Annotated in this window: 21 protein-coding genes, 2 rRNA genes and 2 pseudogenes; 3 read left to right on the top strand and 22 right to left on the bottom strand. The window is 51.6% G+C overall.

Translation table 11 applies throughout. The annotated features are described in order from the left end of the window. Positions 1-16: 16 nt before the first annotated feature. The 3 genes from BJQ97_RS02895 to BJQ97_RS02885 form a co-directional block, all read right to left on the bottom strand. Positions 17-2,946 (bottom strand): 23S ribosomal RNA (locus tag BJQ97_RS02895). Positions 2,947-3,272: 326 nt separating this feature from the next. Next, positions 3,273-4,830: ribosomal RNA gene (locus tag BJQ97_RS02890) — 16S ribosomal RNA — on the bottom strand. The 16S and 23S rRNA genes sit together here, the layout of an rRNA operon. Before the next feature lie 375 nt (positions 4,831-5,205). Beyond that, positions 5,206-6,084, bottom strand: a complete 879-nt coding sequence (locus BJQ97_RS02885) for a nucleotidyltransferase-like protein (protein ID WP_160157521.1) — start codon at positions 6,082-6,084, stop codon at positions 5,206-5,208. 363 nt (positions 6,085-6,447) lie between these two features. On the opposite strand from BJQ97_RS02885, the gene BJQ97_RS02880 reads away from it, so the two are divergent. Further along, entirely contained in the window at positions 6,448-6,801 is a 354-nt protein-coding gene (locus BJQ97_RS02880; RefSeq protein ID WP_044732289.1) for a YgzB family protein, read from the top strand. A gap of 25 nt (positions 6,802-6,826) precedes the next feature. Here the strand turns inward: BJQ97_RS02880 and perR are convergent, their stop codons facing one another. From perR to BJQ97_RS02835, 10 genes and pseudogenes are all read right to left on the bottom strand, one after another. Beyond that, entirely contained in the window at positions 6,827-7,285 is a 459-nt protein-coding gene (perR, locus tag BJQ97_RS02875; RefSeq protein ID WP_160155443.1) for a peroxide-responsive transcriptional repressor PerR, read from the bottom strand. Positions 7,286-7,512: 227 nt separating this feature from the next. Further along, the gene (gene bcp, locus BJQ97_RS02870) at positions 7,513-7,989 is read right to left on the bottom strand and encodes a thioredoxin-dependent thiol peroxidase (protein ID WP_160155442.1); all 477 of its coding nucleotides are present in this window, start codon (positions 7,987-7,989) and stop codon (positions 7,513-7,515) included. Between the two features lie 66 nt (positions 7,990-8,055). Beyond that, complete coding sequence (locus BJQ97_RS02865) at positions 8,056-8,460, bottom strand: potassium channel family protein (protein ID WP_160155441.1); 405 nt, start codon at positions 8,458-8,460, stop codon at positions 8,056-8,058. Positions 8,461-8,634: 174 nt separating this feature from the next. Continuing rightward, on the bottom strand, positions 8,635-9,585 hold the full coding sequence (locus tag BJQ97_RS02860) for an L-lactate dehydrogenase (protein WP_160155440.1): 951 nt from the start codon (positions 9,583-9,585) through the stop codon (positions 8,635-8,637). Between the two features lie 455 nt (positions 9,586-10,040). Then, positions 10,041-10,481, bottom strand: a complete 441-nt coding sequence (locus BJQ97_RS02855; protein ID WP_160155439.1) for a transposase — start codon at positions 10,479-10,481, stop codon at positions 10,041-10,043. Next, on the bottom strand, positions 10,445-10,726 hold the full coding sequence (locus BJQ97_RS02850) for a hypothetical protein (protein ID WP_160155438.1): 282 nt from the start codon (positions 10,724-10,726) through the stop codon (positions 10,445-10,447). The genes BJQ97_RS02855 and BJQ97_RS02850 overlap by 37 nt, the downstream gene beginning before the upstream one ends. 262 nt (positions 10,727-10,988) lie before the next feature. Next, positions 10,989-11,135: pseudogene (locus BJQ97_RS17580) on the bottom strand (site-specific integrase); the annotation flags it as partial. A gap of 305 nt (positions 11,136-11,440) precedes the next feature. Continuing rightward, positions 11,441-12,226, bottom strand: coding sequence for an ABC transporter permease (locus tag BJQ97_RS02845; protein WP_160155437.1), 786 nt, complete (start codon positions 12,224-12,226; stop codon positions 11,441-11,443). Positions 12,227-12,229: 3 nt separating this feature from the next. Continuing rightward, the gene (locus tag BJQ97_RS02840) at positions 12,230-13,021 is read right to left on the bottom strand and encodes an ABC transporter permease (protein ID WP_160155436.1); all 792 of its coding nucleotides are present in this window, start codon (positions 13,019-13,021) and stop codon (positions 12,230-12,232) included. Further along, positions 13,014-14,018: an ABC transporter ATP-binding protein gene (locus BJQ97_RS02835; RefSeq protein WP_160155435.1), complete on the bottom strand. Its 1,005-nt coding sequence runs from the start codon at positions 14,016-14,018 to the stop codon at positions 13,014-13,016. Before BJQ97_RS02835 ends, BJQ97_RS02840 begins: the two co-directional genes overlap by 8 nt. Positions 14,019-14,192: 174 nt before the next feature. Here BJQ97_RS02835 and BJQ97_RS02830 point away from each other — a divergent pair, with 174 nt between their 5' ends. After that, positions 14,193-15,479, top strand: a complete 1,287-nt coding sequence (locus tag BJQ97_RS02830) for a glutamate-1-semialdehyde 2,1-aminomutase (RefSeq protein WP_160155434.1) — start codon at positions 14,193-14,195, stop codon at positions 15,477-15,479. Between the two features lie 128 nt (positions 15,480-15,607). Further along, positions 15,608-16,687, top strand: a complete 1,080-nt coding sequence (locus BJQ97_RS02825; protein ID WP_160155433.1) for an aromatic acid exporter family protein — start codon at positions 15,608-15,610, stop codon at positions 16,685-16,687. A gap of 13 nt (positions 16,688-16,700) precedes the next feature. On the opposite strand, the gene nikC is transcribed toward BJQ97_RS02825, so the two are convergent. The 9 genes and pseudogenes from nikC to fabL all read right to left on the bottom strand — a co-directional run bounded on the left by nikC (position 16,701) and on the right by fabL (position 25,166). Next, a complete protein-coding gene (gene nikC, locus BJQ97_RS02820; protein ID WP_160155432.1) occupies positions 16,701-17,600 on the bottom strand; it encodes a nickel transporter permease in 900 nt (299 codons plus the stop codon). 15 nt (positions 17,601-17,615) lie between these two features. After that, the gene (locus BJQ97_RS02815; protein ID WP_160155431.1) at positions 17,616-18,620 is read right to left on the bottom strand and encodes an ABC transporter permease; all 1,005 of its coding nucleotides are present in this window, start codon (positions 18,618-18,620) and stop codon (positions 17,616-17,618) included. Positions 18,621-18,690: 70 nt separating this feature from the next. Continuing rightward, the gene (locus BJQ97_RS02810) at positions 18,691-20,295 is read right to left on the bottom strand and encodes an ABC transporter substrate-binding protein (protein ID WP_160155430.1); all 1,605 of its coding nucleotides are present in this window, start codon (positions 20,293-20,295) and stop codon (positions 18,691-18,693) included. After that, a pseudogene (locus BJQ97_RS02805) lies at positions 20,292-21,313 on the bottom strand (ABC transporter ATP-binding protein). The gene BJQ97_RS02810 and the pseudogene BJQ97_RS02805 overlap by 4 nt, the downstream one beginning before the upstream one ends. Continuing rightward, the gene (locus BJQ97_RS02800; protein WP_160155429.1) at positions 21,279-22,304 is read right to left on the bottom strand and encodes an ABC transporter ATP-binding protein; all 1,026 of its coding nucleotides are present in this window, start codon (positions 22,302-22,304) and stop codon (positions 21,279-21,281) included. The pseudogene BJQ97_RS02805 and the gene BJQ97_RS02800 overlap by 35 nt, the downstream one beginning before the upstream one ends. 599 nt (positions 22,305-22,903) lie before the next feature. Then, positions 22,904-23,437 carry a nucleoside tri-diphosphate phosphatase gene (gene ntdP, locus BJQ97_RS02795; RefSeq protein ID WP_160157520.1) on the bottom strand — a complete coding sequence of 178 codons (534 nt, stop codon included), beginning with the start codon at positions 23,435-23,437 and terminating at the stop codon, positions 22,904-22,906. Between the two features lie 130 nt (positions 23,438-23,567). Next, positions 23,568-23,780: a YgaB family protein gene (locus BJQ97_RS02790; protein ID WP_236567111.1), complete on the bottom strand. Its 213-nt coding sequence runs from the start codon at positions 23,778-23,780 to the stop codon at positions 23,568-23,570. Positions 23,781-24,166: 386 nt separating this feature from the next. Next, the gene (locus BJQ97_RS02785) at positions 24,167-24,358 is read right to left on the bottom strand and encodes a gamma-type small acid-soluble spore protein (protein WP_160155428.1); all 192 of its coding nucleotides are present in this window, start codon (positions 24,356-24,358) and stop codon (positions 24,167-24,169) included. A 58-nt stretch (positions 24,359-24,416) separates the two neighbouring features. After that, positions 24,417-25,166, bottom strand: a complete 750-nt coding sequence (gene fabL, locus BJQ97_RS02780) for an enoyl-[acyl-carrier-protein] reductase FabL (RefSeq protein ID WP_160155427.1) — start codon at positions 25,164-25,166, stop codon at positions 24,417-24,419. Between the last annotated feature and the right edge of the window lie 34 nt (positions 25,167-25,200).

Below are 25,200 nucleotides of genomic sequence, written 5' to 3'. Positions count from 1 at the left end.
CTTCCACTTTTCTCGTTAGGTCAAGCCCTCGATCGATTAGTATCCGTCAGCTCCACGTGTCGCCACGCTTCCACCTCGGACCTATCGACCTCGTCATCTTCGAGGGATCTTACCCGCTTCACGCGGTGGGAAATCTCATCTTGAGGGGGGCTTCACGCTTAGATGCTTTCAGCGCTTATCCCGTCCGCACATAGCTACCCAGCGGTGCCCCTGGCGGGACAACTGGTACACCAGCGGTGCGTCCATCCCGGTCCTCTCGTACTAAGGACAGCTCCTCTCAAATTTCCTCCGCCCGCGACGGATAGGGACCGAACTGTCTCACGACGTTCTGAACCCAGCTCGCGTACCGCTTTAATGGGCGAACAGCCCAACCCTTGGGACCGACTACAGCCCCAGGATGCGATGAGCCGACATCGAGGTGCCAAACCTCCCCGTCGATGTGGACTCTTGGGGGAGATCAGCCTGTTATCCCCGGGGTAGCTTTTATCCGTTGAGCGATGGCCCTTCCATGCGGAACCACCGGATCACTAAGCCCGACTTTCGTCCCTGCTCGACCTGTCCGTCTCGCAGTCAAGCTCCCTTGTGCCTTTGCACTCTCCGAATGATTTCCAACCATTCTGAGGGAACCTTTGGGCGCCTCCGTTACCTTTTGGGAGGCGACCGCCCCAGTCAAACTGCCCGCCTGACACTGTCTCCCACCCCGCTAAGGGGTGCGGGTTAGAATTTCAATACCGCCAGGGTGGTATCCCACCGCCGCCTCCACCGAAGCTGGCGCTCCGGCTTCCCAGGCTCCCACCTATCCTGTACAAGCGATACCAAAATTCCATATCAGGCTGCAGTAAAGCTCCACGGGGTCTTTCCGTCCTGTCGCGGGTAACCTGCATCTTCACAGGTAGTATAATTTCACCGGGTCTCTCGTTGAGACAGCGCCCAAGTCGTTACACCTTTCGTGCGGGTCGGAACTTACCCGACAAGGAATTTCGCTACCTTAGGACCGTTATAGTTACGGCCGCCGTTTACTGGGGCTTCGGTTCGCACCTTCGCTTCCGCTAAGCGCTCCCCTTAACCTTCCAGCACCGGGCAGGTGTCAGCCCCTATACGTCGCCTTTCGGCTTCGCAGAGACCTGTGTTTTTGATAAACAGTCGCTTGGGCCTTTTCACTGCGGCTCTTCCAGGCTCTTCACCCGAAAGAGCACCCCTTCTCCCGAAGTTACGGGGTCATTTTGCCGAGTTCCTTAACGAGAGTTCTCCCGCGCGCCTTAGGATTCTCTCCTCGCCTACCTGTGTCGGTTTGCGGTACGGGCACCTCTTCCCTCGCTAGAGGCTTTTCTTGGCAGTGTGGAATCAGGGACTTCCGGAATGCTCCGTCGCCGTCACCGCTTGGCCTTAGCGACCCGCGGATTTGCCTGCGGATCAGCCTCACGGCTTGGACAGGCTCTTCCAGCCGCCTGCTCGCCCTATCCTCCTGCGTCCCCCCATCGCTCAAACGGGAAGAAGGTGGTACAGGAATCTCCACCTGTTGTCCATCACCTACGCCTTTCGGCCTCGGCTTAGGTCCCGACTAACCCTGAGCGGACGAACCTTCCTCAGGAACCCTTAGGCTTTCGGCGCAGAGGATTCTCACCTCTGTTTTCGCTACTCATACCGGCATTCTCACTTCTAAGCGCTCCACCAGTCCTTCCGGTCTGGCTTCTCTGCCCTTAGAACGCTCCCCTACCGATGACCAACGGTCATCCCGCAGCTTCGGCGGCACGTTTAGCCCCGGTACATTTTCGGCGCAGAGCCACTCGACCAGTGAGCTATTACGCACTCTTTAAATGGTGGCTGCTTCTAAGCCAACATCCTGGTTGTCTTTGCAACTCCACATCCTTTTCCACTGAACGTGCACTTCGGGGCCTTAGCTGGCGGTCTGGGCTGTTCCCCTCTCGACCACGGATCTTATCACTCGCAGTCTGACTCCCGGGCATAAGTCGTTGGCATTCGGAGTTTGACTGGGTTCGGTAACCCGGTTTGGGCCCCTAGCCCAATCAGTGCTCTACCTCCAACACTCTTAAACCCGAGGCTAGCCCTAAAGCTATTTCGGGGAGAACCAGCTATCTCCAAGTTCGATTGGCATTTCACCCCTACCCACACCTCATCCCCGCACTTTTCAACGTGCGTGGGTTCGGGCCTCCAGCCGGTGTTACCCGGCCTTCACCCTGGACATGGGTAGATCACCTGGTTTCGGGTCGACGACGACGTACTAAACGCCCTCTTCAGACTCGCTTTCGCTGCGGCTCCGCCTCTTCGGCTTAACCTCGCACGCCATCGTCACTCGCCGGTTCATTCTACAAAAGGCACGCCATCACCCATCAACGGGCTCTGACTACTTGTAGGCACACGGTTTCAGGTTCTCTTTCACTCCCCTCCCGGGGTGCTTTTCACCTTTCCCTCACGGTACTGGTGCACTATCGGTCACTAGGGAGTATTTAGCCTTGGGAGATGGTCCTCCCTGCTTCCGACGGGATTCCTCGTGTCCCGCCGTACTCAGGATCCGCTCGGGAGGGAACGAAGTTTCGACTACAGGGCTCTCACCTTCTCCGGCCGGCCGTTCCAGACCGGTTCGTCTACCCCATTCCTTTCTCACTCCCATCGTGAGCGGTCCTACAACCCCAAGAGGACAAGCCTCTTGGTTTGGGCTGTTCCCGTTTCGCTCGCCGCTACTCAGGGAATCGCGTTTGCTTTCTTCTCCTCCGGGTACTAAGATGTTTCAGTTCCCCGGGTGTGCCCTCCATGCCCTATGGATTCAGGCATGGATACTGCCCCATTACGGACAGTGGGTTCCCCCATTCGGACATCTCCGGATCTACGCTTGCTTACAGCTCCCCGGAGCGTTTCGGCGTTTGCCCCGTCCTTCATCGGCTCCTAGTGCCAAGGCATCCACCGTGCGCCCTTTCTAGCTTAACCTAAAGCGTCTCGGCTTCTTCCTTGTGTCAATCGGTTATCTAGTTTTCAAGGAACGAAGTAGCTTCTTTGAATTCACTTCTTCGCTGGTTTGCGTCGAGGAATCCAGCTTCTCTGAACCGGCTGGTAGACGCAGACGCAAACGAAGCTGTTGCTTGAATTTGCTTCTCTGCAGTCTTGCGTCGAGGAATTCGGTTTCTCCGAATCCGCTTGTAGACGCAGACGCAAAACATTTGAGAGAACATGACTCGTTCCCTCAAAACTGAACGAAACGAAAGCGCAATGAATTGGTAAAGTCGGCTATTAACAGCCTCCGCTTTTCTCCTTAGAAAGGAGGTGATCCAGCCGCACCTTCCGGTACGGCTACCTTGTTACGACTTCACCCCAATCACTTGCCCCACCTTCGGCGGCTGGCTCCCGAAACGGGTTGCCTCACCGACTTCGGGTGTTGCAAGCTCTCGTGGTGTGACGGGCGGTGTGTACAAGGCCCGGGAACGTATTCACCGCGGCATGCTGATCCGCGATTACTAGCGATTCCGGCTTCATGCAGGCGAGTTGCAGCCTGCAATCCGAACTGAGAGCGGCTTTTTGGGATTCGCTCCCCCTCGCGGGTTCGCAGCCCTTTGTACCGCCCATTGTAGCACGTGTGTAGCCCAGGTCATAAGGGGCATGATGATTTGACGTCATCCCCACCTTCCTCCGACTTGTCGCCGGCAGTCCCTCTAGAGTGCCCAACCGAATGCTGGCAACTAGAGGCGAGGGTTGCGCTCGTTGCGGGACTTAACCCAACATCTCACGACACGAGCTGACGACAACCATGCACCACCTGTCACCCTGTCCCCCCGAAGGGGGAACGCCCAATCTCTTGGGTTGTCAGGGGATGTCAAGACCTGGTAAGGTTCTTCGCGTTGCTTCGAATTAAACCACATGCTCCACCGCTTGTGCGGGCCCCCGTCAATTCCTTTGAGTTTCAGCCTTGCGGCCGTACTCCCCAGGCGGAGTGCTTATCGCGTTAGCTGCAGCACTAAAGGGTGTGACCCCTCTAACACTTAGCACTCATCGTTTACGGCGTGGACTACCAGGGTATCTAATCCTGTTTGCTCCCCACGCTTTCGCGCCTCAGCGTCAGTTGCAGGCCAGAGAGCCGCCTTCGCCACTGGTGTTCCTCCACATCTCTACGCATTTCACCGCTACACGTGGAATTCCGCTCCCCTCTCCTGCACTCAAGTCCCCCAGTTTCCAATGACCCTCCACGGTTGAGCCGTGGGCTTTCACATCAGACTTAAGGGACCGCCTGCGCGCGCTTTACGCCCAATAATTCCGGACAACGCTCGCCCCCTACGTATTACCGCGGCTGCTGGCACGTAGTTAGCCGGGGCTTCCTCGTGAGGTACCGTCACCGCGCCGCCCTCTTCGAACGGCGCTCCTTCGTCCCTCACAACAGAGCTTTACGACCCGAAGGCCTTCTTCGCTCACGCGGCGTCGCTCCGTCAGGCTTTCGCCCATTGCGGAAGATTCCCTACTGCTGCCTCCCGTAGGAGTCTGGGCCGTGTCTCAGTCCCAGTGTGGCCGGTCACCCTCTCAGGCCGGCTACGCATCGTCGCCTTGGTGAGCCGTTACCTCACCAACTAGCTAATGCGCCGCGGGCCCATCCGCAAGTGACAGCTTTCGCCGCCTTTCAACCGAAGACCATGCGGTCTTCGGTGTTATCCGGTATTAGCTCCGGTTTCCCGGAGTTATCCCGGTCTTGCGGGCAGGTTGCCCACGTGTTACTCACCCGTCCGCCGCTGACCAAACTAGAGCAAGCTCCAGTCCGGTCCGCTCGACTTGCATGTATTAGGCACGCCACCAGCGTTCGTCCTGAGCCAGGATCAAACTCTCCAAAGAAAGTTGATTGGCTAATTTCACGCCACAGACGCCAAAAGCACCGTGGCATTCGCGCTTCGTTTCGTTCAGTTTTCAAGGAACGAATTCAATTCCCCACCATCTTAAAGCGACCTTTACATCATAGCATGTTTATTATTTGTTGTCAATAGTTTTTTATTCATCCTGTTTCGCAATGTTTTTTCATTGCGACAGCGATTTAAAATATATCACCGTTCGCTAAGGAAGTCAATAGCTTTTTTATTTTTTCGACCGGCCTGCCACACTTCCTTCAGCGATCCGGGAAAGCGGCAGTCTCTGTCACGATGGGTTCTCAACAACCTTCATCTTCCCGCCGTCTCTTTGCCGCCTTTGTTGGAGGTCGGCGGGAAGGAACCGTCAAAATGTTTCTCTCTGCAATACGTAATACCGTTCAAACATTGTATTTCCTTTTGTCGGCATTTCTACGACCGCCAGCACTTTCCTTTCGACAAGATACTCAAGCATGATGACAAGATCAACCGAGTAAGGCGCAAACTGCGGATGACCGATCATTTCTTCAACGCTCCAAGCCCCATTTTTTTCTTTCAACGCTCCACATAAATGGGAGGAACCTGACTCTACATAAGAGTGAATCAAAAATTCACTTGCGAGAAGCAAAAGCTCAAGCCGTTTCGGAAGCGGTTCCTCGCTTCCAACCAATTCTTCATATAGTTTATAAATCCGTCCATCCATTCGCTTGACTTGATTCCATACGGTCACTTCCGGGTAAAGTCCGTGCTCGATCACGGTCAATCGCGCCAAATGATGGAGGGCTTGCACCATATGGTTGTATGAGTCAAGCCAATGCTGGTCGGCAAACAGCGCTTTGCCATCCGTATAACGGCGAATCAGTTTGGCAAACTCGATCCCCATTTTCAACCGCCGTTCCTCGGGCGGAAATTGCTCAAGACGCTGGCGCAACTTCTGAACATAACCGTCGCGGTCAAACACAACCTTTCCATTGAACACCCAGTCGACCGCCTTTCGATGCGACCCAAGCACAAGCCACTCATTTAACTTCCGTTCACTGACCGCATAAAGCACCGCCTTTTCCTCATTTAATGTATACTGTCTGAGAAACATCGACTCGCCTTGTGGATCGACAATGACGAGCAGCACGACATCAAACGTATCCGTCGCCGCTGCATGGCAAGTCGTTTTTTCAATCATTAAAATTCCGTGCGTACTGCAACGTCTTGCCCATTCTTGACAGATCGGATGCAACCATTCCTTCATCATCCCTTGTCCCCGTTGCAGAAAACCGGCTGACATATCAGTTGCGCAACCTCTTTCGTATGACCTCTCTACAAACGGACGGAACCCTCCTCGTCGAGTCGGTGATTTTTTCTGCAACGGTTTTTCCTCCCTTCCACCCTCATCGATGATCGAATTGCATTTTACACACGTATTGCTGTCAGAGCGCTCATTTTGTTTTGGAAGCCGCGATTCTTGCGGCGATGAAGCCTCTCGTTTTTCACTGTCGTTCGTTATTCGGCAAAAGACGACGAATTCCTTTCTTTGCAACATTGATTTTGTTGATTTCTTCTTCGCGACGGGACCCCGTTTTATGGTATAGTGGTCTATGTAGGAGGGACTGTGATGAGCATCAAATATTCGAGTAAAATCAACAAAATTCGCACGTTCGCTTTGAGTTTGATTTTTATCGGCGTCATTGTCATGTATCTCGGGCTGTTTTTCCGCACATCCCCGATCATCATGACGTTGTTTATGTTGTTTGGGATGTTGTTTCTTGTCGCCAGTGGCATTGTATATTTTTGGATCGGCACACTCTCGACGAGAGCCGTCCAAGTTGTTTGCCCATCGTGCGGCAAAGTGACAAAAATGCTCGGACGCGTCGATTTATGCATGTTTTGCCGGGAACCGTTGACGCTAGACCGCGAGCTTGAGGGAAAAGAGTTTGACGAAAAATACAACAAAAAAAGAAAAAGCTGATAGCCGCCTTGTGCTATCAGCTTTTTTAATGCGAATGCGCCGGCGCCCCCCTTTTTTGACAGTCAGGGCAGACTCCGTACACTTCCATGCGATGATGGTCGATCTTAAAGCCGGTGACGTGAGCGGCGAGCTGCTCGACTTCATCAAGCGCTGGGTAGTGGAAATCGACAATTTTGCCGCACTCTTCACAGATGACGTGATAATGATTGGAAGTGACGAAGTCAAACCGGCTTGACGAATCGCCGTACGTCAGCTCTTTGACAAGCCCGATTTCCTTAAAGACGCGCAAGTTATTGTAGACGGTAGCTACACTCATGTTTGGGAATTTCCCTTCCAGCGCTTTGTATATTTCATCAGCCGTCGGATGGGACATCGAGCTGATCAAATACTCTAATATCGCATGACGCTGCGGCGTGATGCGTATGCCAGTCCTTTTCAGCATGTCAAGCGCTTCTTTCAGTTGCTCGTTGTCAGACACCGTCATGCACCTCGCTCTCTGTTCAAAGGTGAAAAAAATTATCACTTTATAATATTTATAATTAGTCTACAAAGAATACATGCCATTTGTCAATATAGATGCCATTAATATATGGGTTCAGACGCCATTTTAACAAAAAAAGGAGGCGGAAATCGTTTCCGCCCCCCCATACGTCATTCATTTGAGGAGGTTACTATGTATCATACGCAAAACAATGCACATTGCTTGGACGCTTACCTAGATGACGCCAATCGGGCAACTTCCGCCAGCGCCTCATCGACGTGACCCTTCACTTTCACCCCTCGCCATTCTTTGGCCAATGTTCCGTCAGGAGCAATGATGAACGTCGAGCGCTCAATGCCCATATATTCCTTGCCGAAATTTTTCTTTTTCTTCCATACTCCATACAGCTCGGCTACTTCATGCCGCGCATCAGAAAGAAGCAAAAATGGCAACTCATATTTTTCGATAAACGCCTCATGCCGCTTGATCGGGTCGGTGCTCACTCCTAAAATGACGGCGTTCAACTCAGCGAACTGCGCATGGCGATCGCGAAAGTCGCACGCTTCGGCTGTGCACCCCGGGGTCATATCTTTTGGATAAAAGTAAAGCACCACATACCGGCCGCGAAAATCAGACAGCGAAACCATTTTCCCGTTGCTTGCCGGCAAGGTGAAATCTGGAGCTGGCTGGCCCATGGCAATCGTCATGTCGTTCCCTCCGTCTTCTTCGTTTTCTTTTAGCGTAGCGAAGACGGAGGGAAATTGCAACTCATATCAGCGATGATCCCAGTCAAACACGGTGCGCGTCACGATGACAGCGGGCATAATGTAGCCGAGCAGCGCTTCAGCAATGGCGATCCACCGGCCGACGCCGACCGGAGTGACATCACCGTATCCAACCGACAAAAGCGTCATGCCGCTTAAATACAAGCTGTCTTCAAGCAGCGACAAACGATCTTTCGATGCGCTATTTGGGGATGGGGTAAACACGGCATGGCCGTTCGCTTGCAAAATCATATAAATCATGGCAAAACCGAGCAACATCGTTAAATACCATTGGACAAGCACCCATAAGTTGTCGAGCGAGAGGCGGTGCGTCGCTTGCACCCGTGCTGTCCAAAGCGAGGTGATGCTGCCGAGCAGTACGGCGGCAACAACGCCAAGGAAGGCGTAATCCATCGCGTCCCCCCCACATTTTTGTCCGTCGTTCATATATACGCGGACAAACAGGCGATTATGCCGACACAACCCCCGCATTCTGCTTGAATCGGCAGCACTCCTGTATCCCACCGGCTGGCCCGATCCATTTGGCAAGCCGGCATCCCGTCGGACGAAGCCAATCGTTGCGCTTTACTAAGCAAAATAGCGCGCTAATACACCTTTTAACGTCGCAGCGCTGCGGCGGAACCATTTTTTCTCCTCCTCGTCAAGTTCAATTTCAATCACTTCGCGGATGCCGTTTCGGTTGATCACAGCAGGCACACCGATGTAGACATCGCGCTCGCCGTATGGGCCGTCCAAGTAAGCGGAAACAGTCAAAATCGCATTTTCATTATGCAAAATGGCGCGCGTCACGCGGGCAAGCCCCATGGCAATCCCGTAATACGTCGCTCCTTTTTTCTCAATGATTTGGTAGGCGGCATCGCGCACGTTGACGAAAATGCGTTCGAGCTCTTTTTGCGCTTCTTCCCCTTTAGACTCAACCAGCTTGCGGATCGGCACGCCGCCGATATCAGCCTGGCTCCAGACTGGCAGCTCAGTGTCGCCGTGTTCGCCAATAATATAGGCGTGCACGTTCGTTGGGGCGACGGCGAAATAGTCGCCCAACAAAAAGCGAAACCGCGCCGTGTCCAAAATCGTTCCGGAACCGATCACCCGCTCGTGCGGCAAGCCGCTGAACTTCCACGTCGCATACGTTAAAATGTCAACCGGGTTAGTGGCGACGAGAAACAGTCCTTGAAATCCGGATGCCATGACCGACTCAACGATCGAGCAGAAAATGGTGATGTTTTTATCGACAAGATCAAGCCGCGTCTCGCCCGGTTTTTGGTTGGCGCCGGCGCAAATGACGACCAAATCGGCGTCGCGGCAGTCACGGTAATCGCCATGCCAAATGTCAGCCGGCTTCGGCGCAAATACTTTCCCGTGGTTTAAGTCCATCGCATCGCCCACTGCCTTGTTTTCATTCGCATCGATGAGCACGATTTCATCGGCAATCCCTTGATTCATTAAAGCAAACGCATAACTGGCGCCGACAAACCCGGTGCCGACGACCGCTACCCGATTTCCTCTCCCGTTTTTCATCACGGCTCACTCCCTTTTATTGTGAATATATTCACAATCAATTTTACGCGATAGAACGCCAACGATGCCAAAAAGATTGTGTCGATTGTTTGACCGTTGTTTGTCATTCTCATGGCAAACGAATCGAGTAGGAGAGGGGGGCGGCTAACCATACCCGTCAAGTTTAGTGTTAGGCATCGTTGTATCCATACGCAACGTTTGTAATCATGGGCTGGAGAAAAAGAATACCACATTTTTTAGGCATGCCAAATAATCCTCTTTAAGAGGGTTATTTGGGACTTTTATGACTCTTCACCACAAAGTGTACTTGACAAATAAAGACGACCATGATAAAGAAAATCAAAACAGCATTTTTTCCTTTTAATACCATAGATCTCTTTGTGCAACATTGCTATCATGTTTGTCTTTAAAAGTCAAGCACATCTTTTGGTGATGAACCACTTTTATGAATAAAATTAATAAATATCCAATTTTATCAAGAGATCGAATGCCGTTTCTTTCCCTTTCCTTCGATGCTTTCTTCCATGTTTTCTCAATAGAAGAAGGAGAGAAGAAAGGCTGATTTCCTCCTTCGATAGGTGCAAAAGCAGTTGTTGCCAATAGGATTGGAGAACATCTAGTGCTTTCCGTTCACTGATTTGAATCTCTTCTTTTTGTTGCCAATACGTTCGAGCTTGAAACAGAAAGGTCTGGGTGACCAAAATGGCAATCAACGTCCCGTATAAATGGCATTCGAACCGTTCTTTCTTCATTTTTTTGACTTTCGCCAGATCACAGACGGACTTCCACACTTTAAACAACAGTTCAATTTGCCACCGCAAGGAATAAAGCTCATAAACCTGTTGCCCATCAAACGACTCTAGATGTGGTATTTCTTTTGTTCGAGGGTTTGGCATGCCAGCGCCTTCCCTTTTCTTTTTTTCTTTTTCCGCACATACGCCATCCGTTTTTGCCATTCTTCCGCCGTTAGACGGCGGAAAACCAACCGTGGAACATACAAGTGTTCATGTCCGATGTACACATGTTCCATTTCCACTGATTCCTCTTCCTCTAATTGATTCCCAAGGGATTCCCCATCCCATTCCTTCCACTGGCCATTCTCCTTGATATACACTTTCATATCGGAACGGAGCCGAGTCATATAATACGCTCCGCGGGCGTCCGATCTCGGCCAGTGCGGCAACGGAGAAAAAGCCCAAATCCCGAATACATAGGTCATTCGGTAAAATCATGTGCTGGGCATGATAAGCAAAACGGGCGTCCGAGTCATTAGCCGATTGAACACATATATAAGTTGTAATTTTGTTTTACATGGCATTGTTCGCTCTTCTTGTCACCGTACCAGCTTGTCAGGTGATAAAGACGGAACATGGAGAGTCGGAAATTCTTTATTACAACCTATATATTTTCAGAGACAGGATGTCGCTGATCCGCAACCCCGTATTGATCCCGACCGTAAAAAGGAGCTCGTCCCGCAATGACGAAGCACGCAAAATCTTTTTCATCGCTTCGATTTTTTCCCTATCTTTGATCGGCTGGACGGTATACAAAAATATGACACCCCCTTGTCCGTGATGGAGATGAGTAAGATTTTTGGGCGAAGAGAAGAGGAAAAAAACAGCACACTCACCGTTTTGCAGTATTCTCAGAAGCGCACTGCGCGATCCACTTCGTCTTCGTGCCAAAACGAATAAATCACCTTTGCTTTCGCCTATTTGGCCTTCGAATCCTATTCGTTGTGATCAAGCTGAAGATGCGCTACGGTCGTTCCGCCTTTGTTTTTGCGTATGATTCGTCGCATGTACATGCCTATATGATAAACGATGCCGAGCGTACCCGAAAACGGACAGGGCGCCTAGCTCCCTGTCCCGCGATACCGCCTCACCCCAGCGTTCCAAAACATGGCCGCAATAGCGAAAAACACTAGGCCGACAACTGGAGTCAAAAACGCATAACCATACCATTCCTGCTTATGAAGAAAATACGAAGCTGGATAGACGCCGACAAAGGCAAACGGCAGCACCCACGTTAAAATATAGCGGATGACGCGATGATAAATATCGATCGGGTAGCGGCCATAGCTGCTGATGTTGTACATCATCGGCATGATGGAGGTGCGGGCGTCGGCAAAAAAACTGATCGTTGCCAGTGAAATGAAAATCCCCGCATAAATGAGCGCTCCGCCAATGACAAACAACAAAAAGATAAACGCATCATACCAGTGAAACGTCAGCGACAAACGGGCGCCGGCATATGCCATGACGATCAACCCAGGGATGGCGCCAAGAAGCGATTCGAGCTCCATCCGCTCCAAAACAATTTGAAACAGGCTGTTTAGCGGGCGCGTCAACACGCGATCCATTTCCCCCTGCACAATATATCGCTCATTAAAATCCCAAAGGTTGAAAAAGGCGCCAAATACGGCATACGGAACAAGAAAAAAGCCGTAAATAAACAAAATCTCATCGCGCGTCCAGCCGTGAAGCAGCGTCGTATGGCGGAACACAACCAGCAAAAATACCAAGTTGACCGCCTGAGCCATAAAGTCAGACAGCCACTCCACGAACAAATCGGCTCGATATTGCAGCTTTGTCTTCATATATTGCGCCATGTATTGAAAAAAAACCGATACGTAAAACAACGTTTACCCCCCTTGCACAACGAGACGCTTTTTCGCCACCCTCCATAACCATCCAATCGGGAAAATCAATACGATGCACCACGTTGCCTGCAGAAGCAAGCCATCACGAACAGCAGCACCTTTAAAACTTTCTGTCATGATCATGCTTGGGATGTAGCTGATGGCTTGAAACGGGAAATACATCATCGCCCGCTGCGCCCAATCGGGATAAAAGGAAAGCGGCAAAATGAGCCCAGAAAACAAGTCGATGATAAACCGCTTCGCCCGCAGCAACCCTTCATTTCGGAACGTAAAGAACGTCACGACCCCGGCAAGCAAGTTCAGCTCCGAAAAAATGATAAAGCTAAATAGAAGCGACAAGCCGAAAGCGATCCACGTTTTGGCGTGTCCCGGAAACTGAAGCGGCAAAAAAAGCGATACGAAAAAAAGCCCAGGCAGCGATAAAAAGAAAAGACGAAACAACCCTTCGCCAAGCCCTTGCACCGCTTTCATCCCTAAATAGCTGTACGGGCGGATCAGTTCGACCGCCACTTTTCCATCGCGGATTTCCATGGCGATTTCACGGTCAAGATTGTTAAAATAAAACGCCCGCGCCAGCCAGGAAATGGCGACATACGTCGTCATTTGCCCAAGCGACATCCCTTGCATCGATGATTTGCCGCCATAAATAGCCGACCAAAGGAAGTAATACGCTGCGATGTTAATGGCGTAAATCAAAATGCCAGTGTAATAGTTTGTCCGGTAGGCGAGCATCATTAAAAAGCGGATGCGGACCATTTCGACATACTTACCCATGAACCGCACCTTCCTCATAAATATTGCGGATGATCTCCTCCGTCGGCACTTCGTGAATATGAATGTCGTTTAGCGCATAACGGGCGGCGACGCGACTGACCACTTCCGGCACGCCTCCCGGCGGAATGTGCGCGACCCAAACGTTTGGCTGCTCACCTTTCTTCCAAACAACATCCAATCCTTCGGTCAACTGCTGCAAAAAAGCGGCGGATACCGCTTCTGCAAATGTAAAGGCGACCCGTTTCCCTTGACCCCATCTTTCTTTCAGGCGCTCAAGCGACCCGTCGTAAATGATTTTCCCTTCATCGAGCATCATGACCCGCTCGCAAAGCGCTTCAATGTCCGACATATCGTGCGTCGTCAGCAAGATCGTCGTGCCATACCGTTCATTCAACTGCTTTAAAAACTGGCGGATGTTGAGTTTGACAAGCACATCAAGGCCGATCGTCGGTTCATCCAAAAACAACAGCGGCGGGTTGTGAATGAGCGCGGCGGCCAGCTCACAGCGCATCCGCTGGCCAAGCGACAGCTTGCGCACCGGCTTATCAAGCAGCGGGCCGATCTCAAGCATGTCAATCACCTCGCCCATATGGCGGCAATATTGCTCGTCCGAGACGCGGTACACTTTTTTCAACAAGCGAAACGATTCTTGAACAGCAAGATCCCACCACAATTGCGAACGCTGGCCGAACACGACGCCGATCGTGCGCACGAATTTTTCCCGCTCTTTATGCGGATTCATCCCGTTGACGACAATGCGCCCAGACGTTGGCGTTAAAATGCCGGTCAACATTTTGATCGTCGTCGATTTGCCGGCGCCGTTTTCGCCGATATAGCCGACGATTTCCCCTTGCTTGACGGTAAACGAAATGTCATCAACCGCTCGAACGAGCGTATAACGGCGCGTCCATAAATCGCGAAACGCCCCGACAAGGCCGGAGCGGCTGGCATGCACTTTAAATTCTTTGCGTAAATGTTCTACTTCAATTGCGTTCATCGTTCTCCTCCTGACCTCTCCTTGGCGTCAAATGAAAAAGGCGGCTTGCGCTCTTCTCCTATGTTGCAATTATACATAAATCGTTGCGATTTTCACCTTTTTTGTTTTTTCCAGATTAGCTTGCGCGCTATGGTAAAATAAAGAGGCAGTCATCGGAAACAGGAGGATGGAACGATGCAATGGACCAAATCCGAACAATTATACGAAGAAGCGCTCCAGCACATTGTCGGCGGGGTGAACAGCCCGTCCCGTTCATACAAAGCGGTCGGCGGCGGCGCTCCAGTCGTGATGGAGCGGGCGCAAGGAGCATACTTTTGGGATGTGGATGGAAACAAGTACATCGACTACTTGGCCGCCTACGGACCGATCATCGCCGGTCACGCCCATCCACACATCGCGGAAGCCATTCGCCGTGCTGCTGAGACCGGTGTGTTGTACGGCACGCCAACGCCGCATGAGATTACATTCGCCAAAATGTTAAAAGAGGCGATCCCGTCGCTCGAGAAAGTGCGGTTTGTCAATTCGGGAACAGAGGCGGTGATGACCACGATCCGCGTCGCCCGCGCCTACACCAGACGAAGCAAAATCGTCAAATTCGAAGGCTGCTACCATGGCCATTCGGACCTTGTGCTCGTCGCCGCCGGCTCGGGGCCATCGACGTTGGGGACGCCGGACTCGGCCGGCGTGCCGCAAAGCATCGCCCAAGAAGTCATTACCGTGCCATACAACGATGTCGAATCGTTCCGCGAAGCGATGAACGTTTGGGGCGAGCAAGTCGCAGCGGTCCTTGTCGAGCCGATCGTTGGCAACTTCGGGATCGTCCTGCCAAAACCGGGCTTTTTAGAAGCGATCAATGAGATTGCCCGCAAGGAAGGGGCGCTCGTCATTTACGACGAAGTGATCACTGCCTTCCGCTTTATGTATGGCGGAGCGCAAAACTTGCTCGGTGTGGAGCCCGACTTGACGGCGATGGGGAAAATCATCGGCGGGGGCTTGCCAATTGGGGCATATGGCGGACGCCAAGACATTATGGAACAAGTCGCTCCGCTCGGACCGGCGTACCAAGCCGGGACGATGGCCGGCAACCCGGCGTCGATGCTCGCTGGCATCGCCTGCCTGGAAGTGTTGAAACAAGAGGGCGTCTATGAACATCTCGACCGATTGGGAGCAATGCTGGAAGAAGGAATCCTGGCCCATGCCCGCCAATGCGGCCTGCCGGTGACCGTCAACCGCTTAAAAGGCGCGCTCACCGTCTTCTTCACTGACGAAAAAGTGGAAAACTACAAGCAAGCCCAGCGCAGCGACGGCGAATTGTTTGCAAAATTTTTCAAGCTCATGCTCAAACAAGGGATCAATCTCGCGCCATCGAAATACGAAGCATGGTTTATCACCCTCGCCCATACGGAAGACGACATCGCCTACACGATCGACGCGGTCGGCAAGGCGTTCCGGCAGCTTTGAACACCAGCAATTTCCCAACGCCCCGCCTTCATCGGCTGGGCGTTATATTTTTCTCTTGCGCACATAGGATGAAACTGTGTATAGTACTGAATGGTTCACCAAAACAAAAAGGAGAGTTTTGATCATAGATGAAACTCGGTGCCCGCATTTTTAAAACGGGGATCGCGGTAGCGCTCGCCTTGTTTTTAGCGGCGCTCTTTCAGTTTCCATCGCCGGCGTTCGCCGGCATTTCCGCTGTGTTCGCCATGCAGCCGACCATTTACCGCTCCTATTTATCGCTGATCGAGCAAGTGCAAGCGAATGTGATCGGCGCCTTGTTCGCGATCGCGGCGGTTTTCGTCCTTGGGCGCGATCCGTTGGTCGTCGGTTTGACACTGATGATCGTCATCGCCATTTGTCTGAAAATGCGCCTTGAATCATCGACGATTTCCGTAGCGCTTGTCACAGTCATTGCCATTATGGAATATACAGACCGCCAGTTCATCGAATTTGCGGCCATTCGCTTTTTCACGATGATGCTCGGCATTTTCGCCGCCTTTGTCGTCAACTTGATTTTCTTGCCGCCCAAGTACGAAAAAAAGTTATATGAAAAAATCAGCGAAGAAACAGAGGCCATTTTAAAATGGATCCGCCTCCATAAACAGCAGGCAGCCGATCATCCTCATTTAAAAGAAGAAATTGAAACGCGGCACGAAAAAATGACGAAACTTGAGCACCTATATTTTATGTACAAAGAAGAGCGCACGTATTTTCGGCGCCAGCGTTTCCAAAAATCGCGCAAGCTCGTGTTATACCGGCAAATGATTGCCGCAGCCGATCGAGCTTTATCGGTCTTAAAATGGCTGCATCGGCTCGAAAACGAGTTCAACCGCTTGCCCTCCGAGCTTCGTCAAGCCGTCTGCCTGCACCTTGGCTGCTTGCTTGACTATCATGAGCAGCTGTTACTGAAATTTATCCATAAGGCAAAGCCGCTCCCTCACAGCAGACGGGCCGAGGAAATTCATCAGCATCGCGAGCGTCTCGCTTCCGCCTTTTATGCAGACGGCCAGCCGCCGGGCGATTATCGGTTGTTTTCGTTAATCGGAGCGATCATGGATTATGGGGACCGCCTCGAACATTTAGACAAGCTTATCGATAGTTTCCACCATTACCATTACGATGACACACTGGAAAAAGAGCTGGAAAAATCATCAGGCGGCCGCTCGTAGCGGACCGCCTGCTTCAATTTTTCATCCGTGGGTCAAGCGCATCGCGCAGCCCATCCCCCATTAAGTTAAACCCTAATACGGTCAACATAATGGCCAACCCTGGAAAAATCATCGTCCACGGCGCCTGGGTCAAGAAATCTTTGGCGTCCGACAGCATTTTCCCCCACTCCGGATTGGGCGGCTGCGCCCCCAAGCCTAAGAAGCCAAGGGCGGCCGCTTCGATAATGGCCGTGGCGATCGCCAGTGTCCCTTGAACGATGATCGGCGCGAGGCTGTTGGGCAAAATATGATGGATTAAAATGCGCCAGTCGCTCATGCCGATCGCTTTCGCTGCCATAATGTATTCTTCTTGCTTAATGCTTAGCACGCGAGAACGGATGAGCCGCCCAAAGTTCGGTACATTAATTACAGCGATGGCGATGAGGGCGTTTTGCAAAGACGGCCCAAGCACCGCGACGATGCCGATCGCCAATAAAATGCTCGGAAACGCCAGCATAATGTCAAACAAACGCGAAATCACTCCATCAATCCAGCGCCCATAGTAGCCGGCGATAATGCCAAGCAGCGAACCGACCATGACCGAGCCGAGCACGGAAAAAAATCCGACCCACAGGGAAATGCGGGCTCCATATATCACGCGAGAAAAAATGTCGCGGCCAAAATCATCGGTGCCGAACCAATGCTCGCTAGAAGGCGGCTGCAACCGCTCGGCTAACTGTTGGTCTTTATAATCATATGGCGCCAGCCACGGCGCCAAGATGGCGACAAGGATAAAAAACAAAACGATCCCAGCACCGACCAAGGCGATTTTATTTTTTCGAAACCCCCGCCATGCTTCTTTCCATAAAGAAACCGATTCCGTCTCCCTAATCGCCGCTGGCGGCGTTGTCGGCGTGCGCGCTAGTTCAGCCATAGGCGCCCTCCCCCCTTAATTGTACTTAATGCGCGGATCAATGATCGCATAAAGCAAATCAACGATCAAATTAATAAAAATAAAAATGGTGGCAATGATCAAAATGCCCGATTGGATCACCGGATAATCCCGATACCCGATTGCATCATAGATATAGCGTCCGATGCCGGGCCAGCTGAAAATCGTTTCCGTCAAAATCGCACCGCCAAGCAGCAGTCCTGTTTGCAGCCCAATGACTGTCAACACGGGAATAATGGCGTTTTTCAACGAATGCTTGTACACGACCCAAAACATGCTTAACCCTTTCGCGCGAGCGGTGCGAATGTAGTCGGATTTCATCACTTCCAACATGCTCGAACGCGTCATGCGAGCAATAATCGCCATCGGGATCGTCGCCAGCGCCATGCTCGGCAAGACAAGATGTTGCACAACTTGCCAAAACTGATCGGTATTCCCGGACAGAAGTGTATCGATCAGATAAAGATGAGTGATCGGTTCAATCGGGTTGCGCACATCTTCCCGCCCTGATGTCGGAAGCCAATCAAGTTCAATCGAAAACAGCCACTGCTCCATTAAGCCAAGCCAAAAGATCGGCATCGATACTCCAATGAGCGCCAGCACCATCGCAATATAGTCAAACCATGAATTTTGAAACCACGCGCTGATAATGCCGGCGTTCACGCCAATGACCACGGCGATCAGCATCGCCGCCAGCGACAGCTCGATCGTGGCCGCCAAATATGGCCAAATTTCTTCAGCGATGGGGGCGCCGGTGCGGATCGACTCCCCTAAATCGCCGTGCAGCAAACCGCCGATATATTTCATATACTGCACATACCACGGCTGATCCAACCCAAGCTTATGAGTCAAAGCCGCCACAGCTTCTTTCGTCGCTTTTTGGCCTAAAATAACCTGCGCCGGATTGCCCGGAATGGCTCGGATCATAAAAAAGACGACAAGCGACATGCCAAACAACACCGGGATCACCATCAACACCCTTCTCACAGCATACGACAGCACCTGACTCTCCCTCCCTTAACATGCGGCAAACAAAGAGGGGAAGATGCGCTCCTTCCCCTCTCTCAGTCGATTATCGGAACTCGACTTTCGTAAACTTATCCGAACCGGTCGGGTGCGGGTTAAATCCTTGGATATTTGCCTTGCCAGCCAACAGCGGAGTTGAATGGACGAGCGGAATCCATGGCGCTTCTTCTTTAATGATCTCTTGCGCTTTTTTATACAGATCATTCCGTTTGTTTTCATCGCTCACCGTTTGCGCTTCAACTAAAATTTTATGCAGCTCATCATTCGAGAAATAGGTGTAGTTGTTGCTGCCGATGCTGTCTTTGTCAAGGAGCGCATATAAGAAGTTATCCGCATCGCCATTGTCACCCGTCCAGCCGAGCAGGAAGGCGTCCGCTTCCCCTTTGGCGAGCTTATCTAAATAGGTCGCCCACTCATATGTTACAATTTTCGCTTTCACACCGATTTTGGCAAAATTCGCTTGAATGGCTTCCGCGATTTTTTGCCCGTCCGGCATATACGGACGCGGCACCGGCATCGCCCACAGTTCGATTTCAAAGCCATTCGGATAACCCGCTTTCGCAAGCAGCTCCTTCGCTTTATTCAAATCAAACGGATAGTCTTGAATCGCATCGTTATAACCCGGGATGCTGGGCGGCATCGGGTTTTTCGCCGGTTCCGCTTGGCCGGCGTAAAACGCATCGATGATCGCTTTCTTGTCAACCGCGTAGTTCAACGCTTGGCGAACCAACTTGTTTTTCAGCGGCCCTCTCGTCGCCGTCAGTCCGACATAGGCGACGTTCATAGACGGGCGCTTGAAAATTTGAAACTCTTTGTTTCCTTCCACTTGTTTTAAGTCCGTTGGATTCAAGTCTTCCATAATGTCAATTTCGCCTTTTAACAGCGCATTGAGGCGCGCCGAGTTGTCCGGAATGGACACGAAGATGAGCTGGTTCAGCTTCGGATATCCTTTTTCCCAATAGTCTTTATTTTTTTCAAGTACGATCCGTTCGTTCCGCTTCCATTCTTTAAAGACGAACGGACCGGTCCCGACTGGGTGTTCGCCAAACTTGTCGCCGTATTTTTTCACTGCTTCTGGGCTGGCGATGGCAAACGGGGTCATGGCGAGATTTTTCAAAAACGGTGCTTGCGGACGCTTCAGCACAAATTGCACCGTGTACTTGTCGAGCGCCTTTACTTCTTTAATCACATGACTGTCATCATTTTTGTAACCGCCAAACATCGATCCGTAATACGGAAACTTGTCGGCATTGCCGTTCGCCCAACGCTCGAAGTTAAAGACGACGGCATCGGCGTTAAACTCTGTCCCGTCATGGAACTTGACACCTTGGCGCAGTTTAAACGTATAGGTCAGTCCATCGTTTGAAATCGTCCATTCCGTCGCCAACGCCGGCTTGATGGACGTATCGTTGTCATTGTAATCCAGCAGCGTATCAAAAATGTTTTTCGTTACTTTCAGCGACTCCCCATCTGTCACAGTCGCTGGGTCAAGCGACACCGAATCGCCGCCGCGCCCATAAACAAGCGTGTCTTGGGCCGACGTCTTTTCACCGCCGCCTCCCGCCGTTTCTTTCGACTTGCCGCAGCCGGCCAAAACAAGCATAAACGCCAGCAGCAGCCCCGTCCACTTGAACCAAGATTTTCTCCTCATCGCGTTTCCCCCTTGTGTTTCATTTGTTTATCATCACGTTGCTCTCCTGTTGACTCGTATAAATGGCAAGCAACGTAATGTCCATTGGTCACTTCTCGCCATTCCGGACGCCGCTCGCGGCAAATGTCCATGCAGAATGCGCAACGAGTATGGAATGCGCACCCTTGCGGCGGATTCGCTGGGCTTGGCAAATCGCCGGAAAGCAGCTGTCGTTCTGCTTTATGATCAGGATCTGGAATCGGCACAGCGGACAAAAGCGCCTGCGTATACGGATGCTTTGGCGATTCATATAGTGACTCGCTGTCCGCCAGTTCAACCATACGACCCAAATACATGACGCCGACCCGGTCGCTGATATGGCGAACAACCCCCAAGTCATGGGCAATGAAAATGTATGTAAGGCCAAACTCTTTTTGCAAATCTTCAAGCAAATTGAGAACTTGCGCTTGAATCGATACATCAAGCGCCGAAACCGGTTCATCGGCAACGATCAGTTTCGGATGGGTCATCAGCGCCCGCGCGATGCCGATGCGCTGGCGCTGGCCGCCGCTGAACTGGTGGGGATAGCGTTTGGCATGATACGAACCGAGCCCGACCACCTCAAGCATCTCCCACACCCGCTGCTTCCGTTCTTCTTTTGATCCAATGCCGTGGACGATGAGCGGTTCTTCCAAAATTTTCTCGACCGTATGGCGCGGATTGAGCGAGGCGAACGGATCTTGAAAAATCATTTGCATATCGCGCCGCAACCGGCGCAGCTCCGCTTTTGATAAAGCGGTTACATCTTTCCCTTCAAATACGATCGAACCGTCCGTTGGTTCAATGAGCCGCAGCAGCATTCGGCCCGTCGTCGACTTGCCGCAGCCCGACTCGCCGACAATGCCGAGCGTCTCGCCGCGGTACACGGTGAACGTCACATCATCGACCGCTTTGACCGTCCCAATTTGCTTTCCGAAAATCCCCCGGTAATAGGAAAGTATTTTTTAAGCCCTTTCGCTTCGAGCAGCGGTTCGCTCATCGGCTAGCCCTCCCTTCTCTAACGCCAAAAAGCAGCGGGCGCGATGGCCTTGTTCCCCCGTTTCGTACAATAACGGATCTTCGTGGCGGCAGCGGTCAACAACCCATTCGCACCGGTCAGCAAATCGACAGCCGTGTCGGACCTCTCCGGGTTTTGGCACTTGGCCGGGAATGGAATACAACCGCTCCTTTTTGCCGCGGATATCCGGGATTGAGCGGATCAAGCCAACGGTGTACGGATGCTGGGGATGGCGGAAAATATCCCGAACGCTTCCTTCTTCCACGATTTGGCCGGCGTACATGACAATGACGCGATCACACAGCTCCGCGACAACTCCCAAGTCGTGGGTGATCATCATCACCGCTGTGCCGAACGTTCGGTTCAATTCTTTCATCAGCGCTAAAATTTGCGCCTGAATCGTCACATCAAGCGCCGTCGTCGGCTCGTCCGCGATCAAGAGCGCAGGGCGGCACAACATCGCCATCGCAATCATCACCCTTTGGCGCATGCCGCCAGACAGCTGATGCGGATATTCGTCCAACATTTGCTCAGCGCGCGGCAATCCGACGAGCTTCAGCATCTCCACCGCCCGCGCTCGCGCTTCTTTTTTTCCTATTTTCGTATGTATGCGAATCGCTTCAACCAATTGTTCACCAATTGTAAACAGCGGATTCAAAGAAGTCATCGGCTCTTGAAAAATCATCGCGATCTCATTGCCGCGAATTTGCTTCATCCGCCGTTCCGAGGCTTCGATCAAGTTCTCGCCTTTAAACCAAATCTCCCCGCCAACCACCTTGCCGATTCCTTTTGGCAACAACCCCATAATAGACAATGACGTCACACTTTTCCCACACCCGGACTCCCCGACAATGCCAAGCACTTCGCCTTCACGAATGGAAAAATCTACACCATCGACCGCCGGAATCTCCCCGTCGTCCGTAAAAAAAGACGTCCGAAGCCCACGAACTTCCAATAAAATCTTTTTCCTCATCACGCTCCCCTTCTCTCAGTCGATTTTGATGAAACTTTTGCTCTCTGAATAAAATTATGCCATGTATTGTTTTCTAACACAATATAATATTATAAAAAATTAAAATTATTAAAAAAGGTAAAGTAATAAAATAACGAGGGGATGAAACAATCCCTCGTTGATCTTATTTGTTGTAAAGATGCACGCACCTTGAACGACCATTTTCACGCCGGATAGATTGCAAAAATAGCGCGTGGAGATTTTTTATCATAATTTCTAACGTCTCATTCCATTTTTGCCTCCAAATCAACTGATCACTCCTGCTTGACCGTCACCCATTCCTCATGCATGCGGGAAAAAGCAGAAAAACTGCCTGCCAAACAGGATTTTTCATGTCGCTATTTCTCATCTCTAATCGAGACCCCTGCTTTTAAGCATAAGCGTCAGCAAAGCATCCCAACCGTGGGACGCACGAGAATGACTTGACTGACAACCTGCCGCTGGGCGGATGTTCTCGACAATTCCCCGCCTCACCATCAGCTCTTCATACGTGCCGCTTTCGGCAAAAAAGCAGAAAAAACCTGCCAGCGGTGCCGAACAGGCTTTTTTCATGCCGCTATTTATTTTTGATAAGATTGAAACATCGCGTACCATTTGTCAATGAACTCGGGCGCAAACGGCCCTTTCCGCTCCTTAATCCAGCCGATCAGTTTTTGAACGTTGTTTTTTAAAATGCGGTCAATCACATCCGGATAACGCATCTCGCGGCGGTGCCGCTCATACTCATCTTCATCCAGCAGCATGTACGTCATATCGGGAAACACTTTAATATCCAAATCATAATCGATGTACTTCAGCGCTTCTTCATCCCAAACGAACGGCGAACTTAAATTGCAATAGTAGTACACTCCGTCCTCACGAATCATGGCGATAATGTTAAACCAGTGCTTGGCGTGAAAAAAACAAATCGCCGGCTCGCGCGTCACCCACGTCCGGCCGTCTGCTTCCATCACAAGCGTCTTGTCATTGCCGCCGATCACATACGATGGCGTCCCTTTTAATACGACCGTTTCCTGCCAAATGCGGTGAATCGCCCCATTATGTTTGTAGCTATGAATTTGAATGATTTTCCCGTCCCGAGGGTAAGCTGGCATCATTCTTCCCTACTTTCCGATGGGAGCTTCTTCTTTATATTATACCCTGTTCCTTTTGGAAAAGAAAAGCAGGCCGCCTTGTTGAGAAAAAGGCAACTGGCGCGTTGGCTCAAAGACCGCGGCCTATCCGTCAGACGCCGGATGCCATCTGCCCTACCAACGCACGGCGGATGGCCTCCACTTCCCGTTTCATTTGCCGCACTTCCTCGCGCAAAGCAGAGGTCGGCGCTTCACGTTCGAGTTCATCGAGCTGGCGGACGATCTCTTCGCAGCGCTCCATTTCATGCCGCCAAAACAGCGCTTCGTCGTTCGCATCGGTCCGTGCACATCCCATCATGCCCATCCCGCTTCTCCTTCCCCTTTGTCGTATCGTTTTTTTATCATTTCGCGGCTTCGGCCTTCCATTCCTTTCACGAATCTTGCCAAACAACGAGAGATTTTGTCGTTGAACGCTTTCCCACCTGTGCAAACGCTGAGAAGTGGGAGATTCTTGAGGATTCTTGCCTAACGGCAGGCTGTTGGCCAAGCCATCCCCATGCGCCCCACAGTTCCGCTGTCCTCACTTATGTTGATCGCACTGAAGCGGGAGACTTCTCGGTTAGGGATGATAAAAAAGCAGAGGCGTATTGCCCCTGCTTTTGCCTTCCATCTTCGGCCTATCGCCTGCACTCTTGTAGCGACATACGCCGTCGTCACAACCGCCAGGCGTCAGCCATGGATGATCGTTGGTTATTGATTGACGTTTTGCGCTTTGCGTGTTTCCGCTTGCGCGTTTTGTTGTTTTACGTGTTGCACATTTGTCTCAGCCGCAAATTCCGTCGCAAATTGACCGGCTTGAGCGGCTTGAGCCGATTGGGCATTTTGTTGTCTTACTTCTTGAATGTTCGTGCCAGCTGCTGTTTTGTTCGGTTGTTTCGCCATTGTTCTCACCTCCACGTGCTTTACTATGCCCTGGAGGCGATCGTTCTATCCGTTGGCGTTACAAAAGTAAAGATCTTCCACCATCGACGATGATCGTTTGTCCGCGAATCATCTCGGCTGCATCCGACAATAAAAACATCACCGCATTGACGATATCTTCCGGCTTGACCGGGCGACCAGCCGGCGTATTGGCCGCAGCGTCAGCGAGGAGCTCGCCGCGGTTCGGGAAGTGCTTCAGCGCATCGGTATCGACCGCTCCGCCGGAGACGGCGTTGACGGCGATGTTTTTCGGCGCCAGCTCGACAGCCAAGTAGCGGGTCAGCGCTTCAAGCGCCGCCTTCGAGACGCCGACCGCCGTATAGTTTTCCAAATAGCGGATCGACCCAAGCGAGCTGATGCTGACAATTTTTCCGCCGCCAACCCGCTCCATTCGTTTCGCCGCTTCTTGGGCGCAAAACAAAAGCGCTTTGCTGTTGATGTTCATCGTCCAGTTCCAATGCGTTTCTTCCAATTCCATCGCCGGACGCAACACGCCGGATGCGGCGTTGTTTACGAGCACGTCGACCCGTCCGAACATCTCATCGATTTGGACGAACATGGAGCGAATTTTCTCAACGTCACCAACGTTCGCTTTCACGACGAGCGCTTTTCTCCCGAGCGCTTCAATTTCGTGCGCTGTTTCTTCGGCAGCGGTTTTGCTGCGGGCGTAATTGACAACAATATCATATCCTTTCTTGGCCAGCCGCAAGGCGATCGCTTTGCCAATGCCGCGGCTGCTGCCGGTGACCACTGCTACTTTTCCGCTCATGTTTTTCACTCCTTATACATATAATATAGCCGAA

The sequence above is a fragment of the Geobacillus sp. TFV-3 genome (assembly GCF_009901865.1).
GTDB lineage: Bacteria > Bacillota > Bacilli > Bacillales > Anoxybacillaceae > Geobacillus > Geobacillus thermoleovorans_A.
The sequence above is the reverse complement of the archived record's forward strand: the minus strand, read 5'-3'. Positions and strand labels throughout refer to the sequence as shown.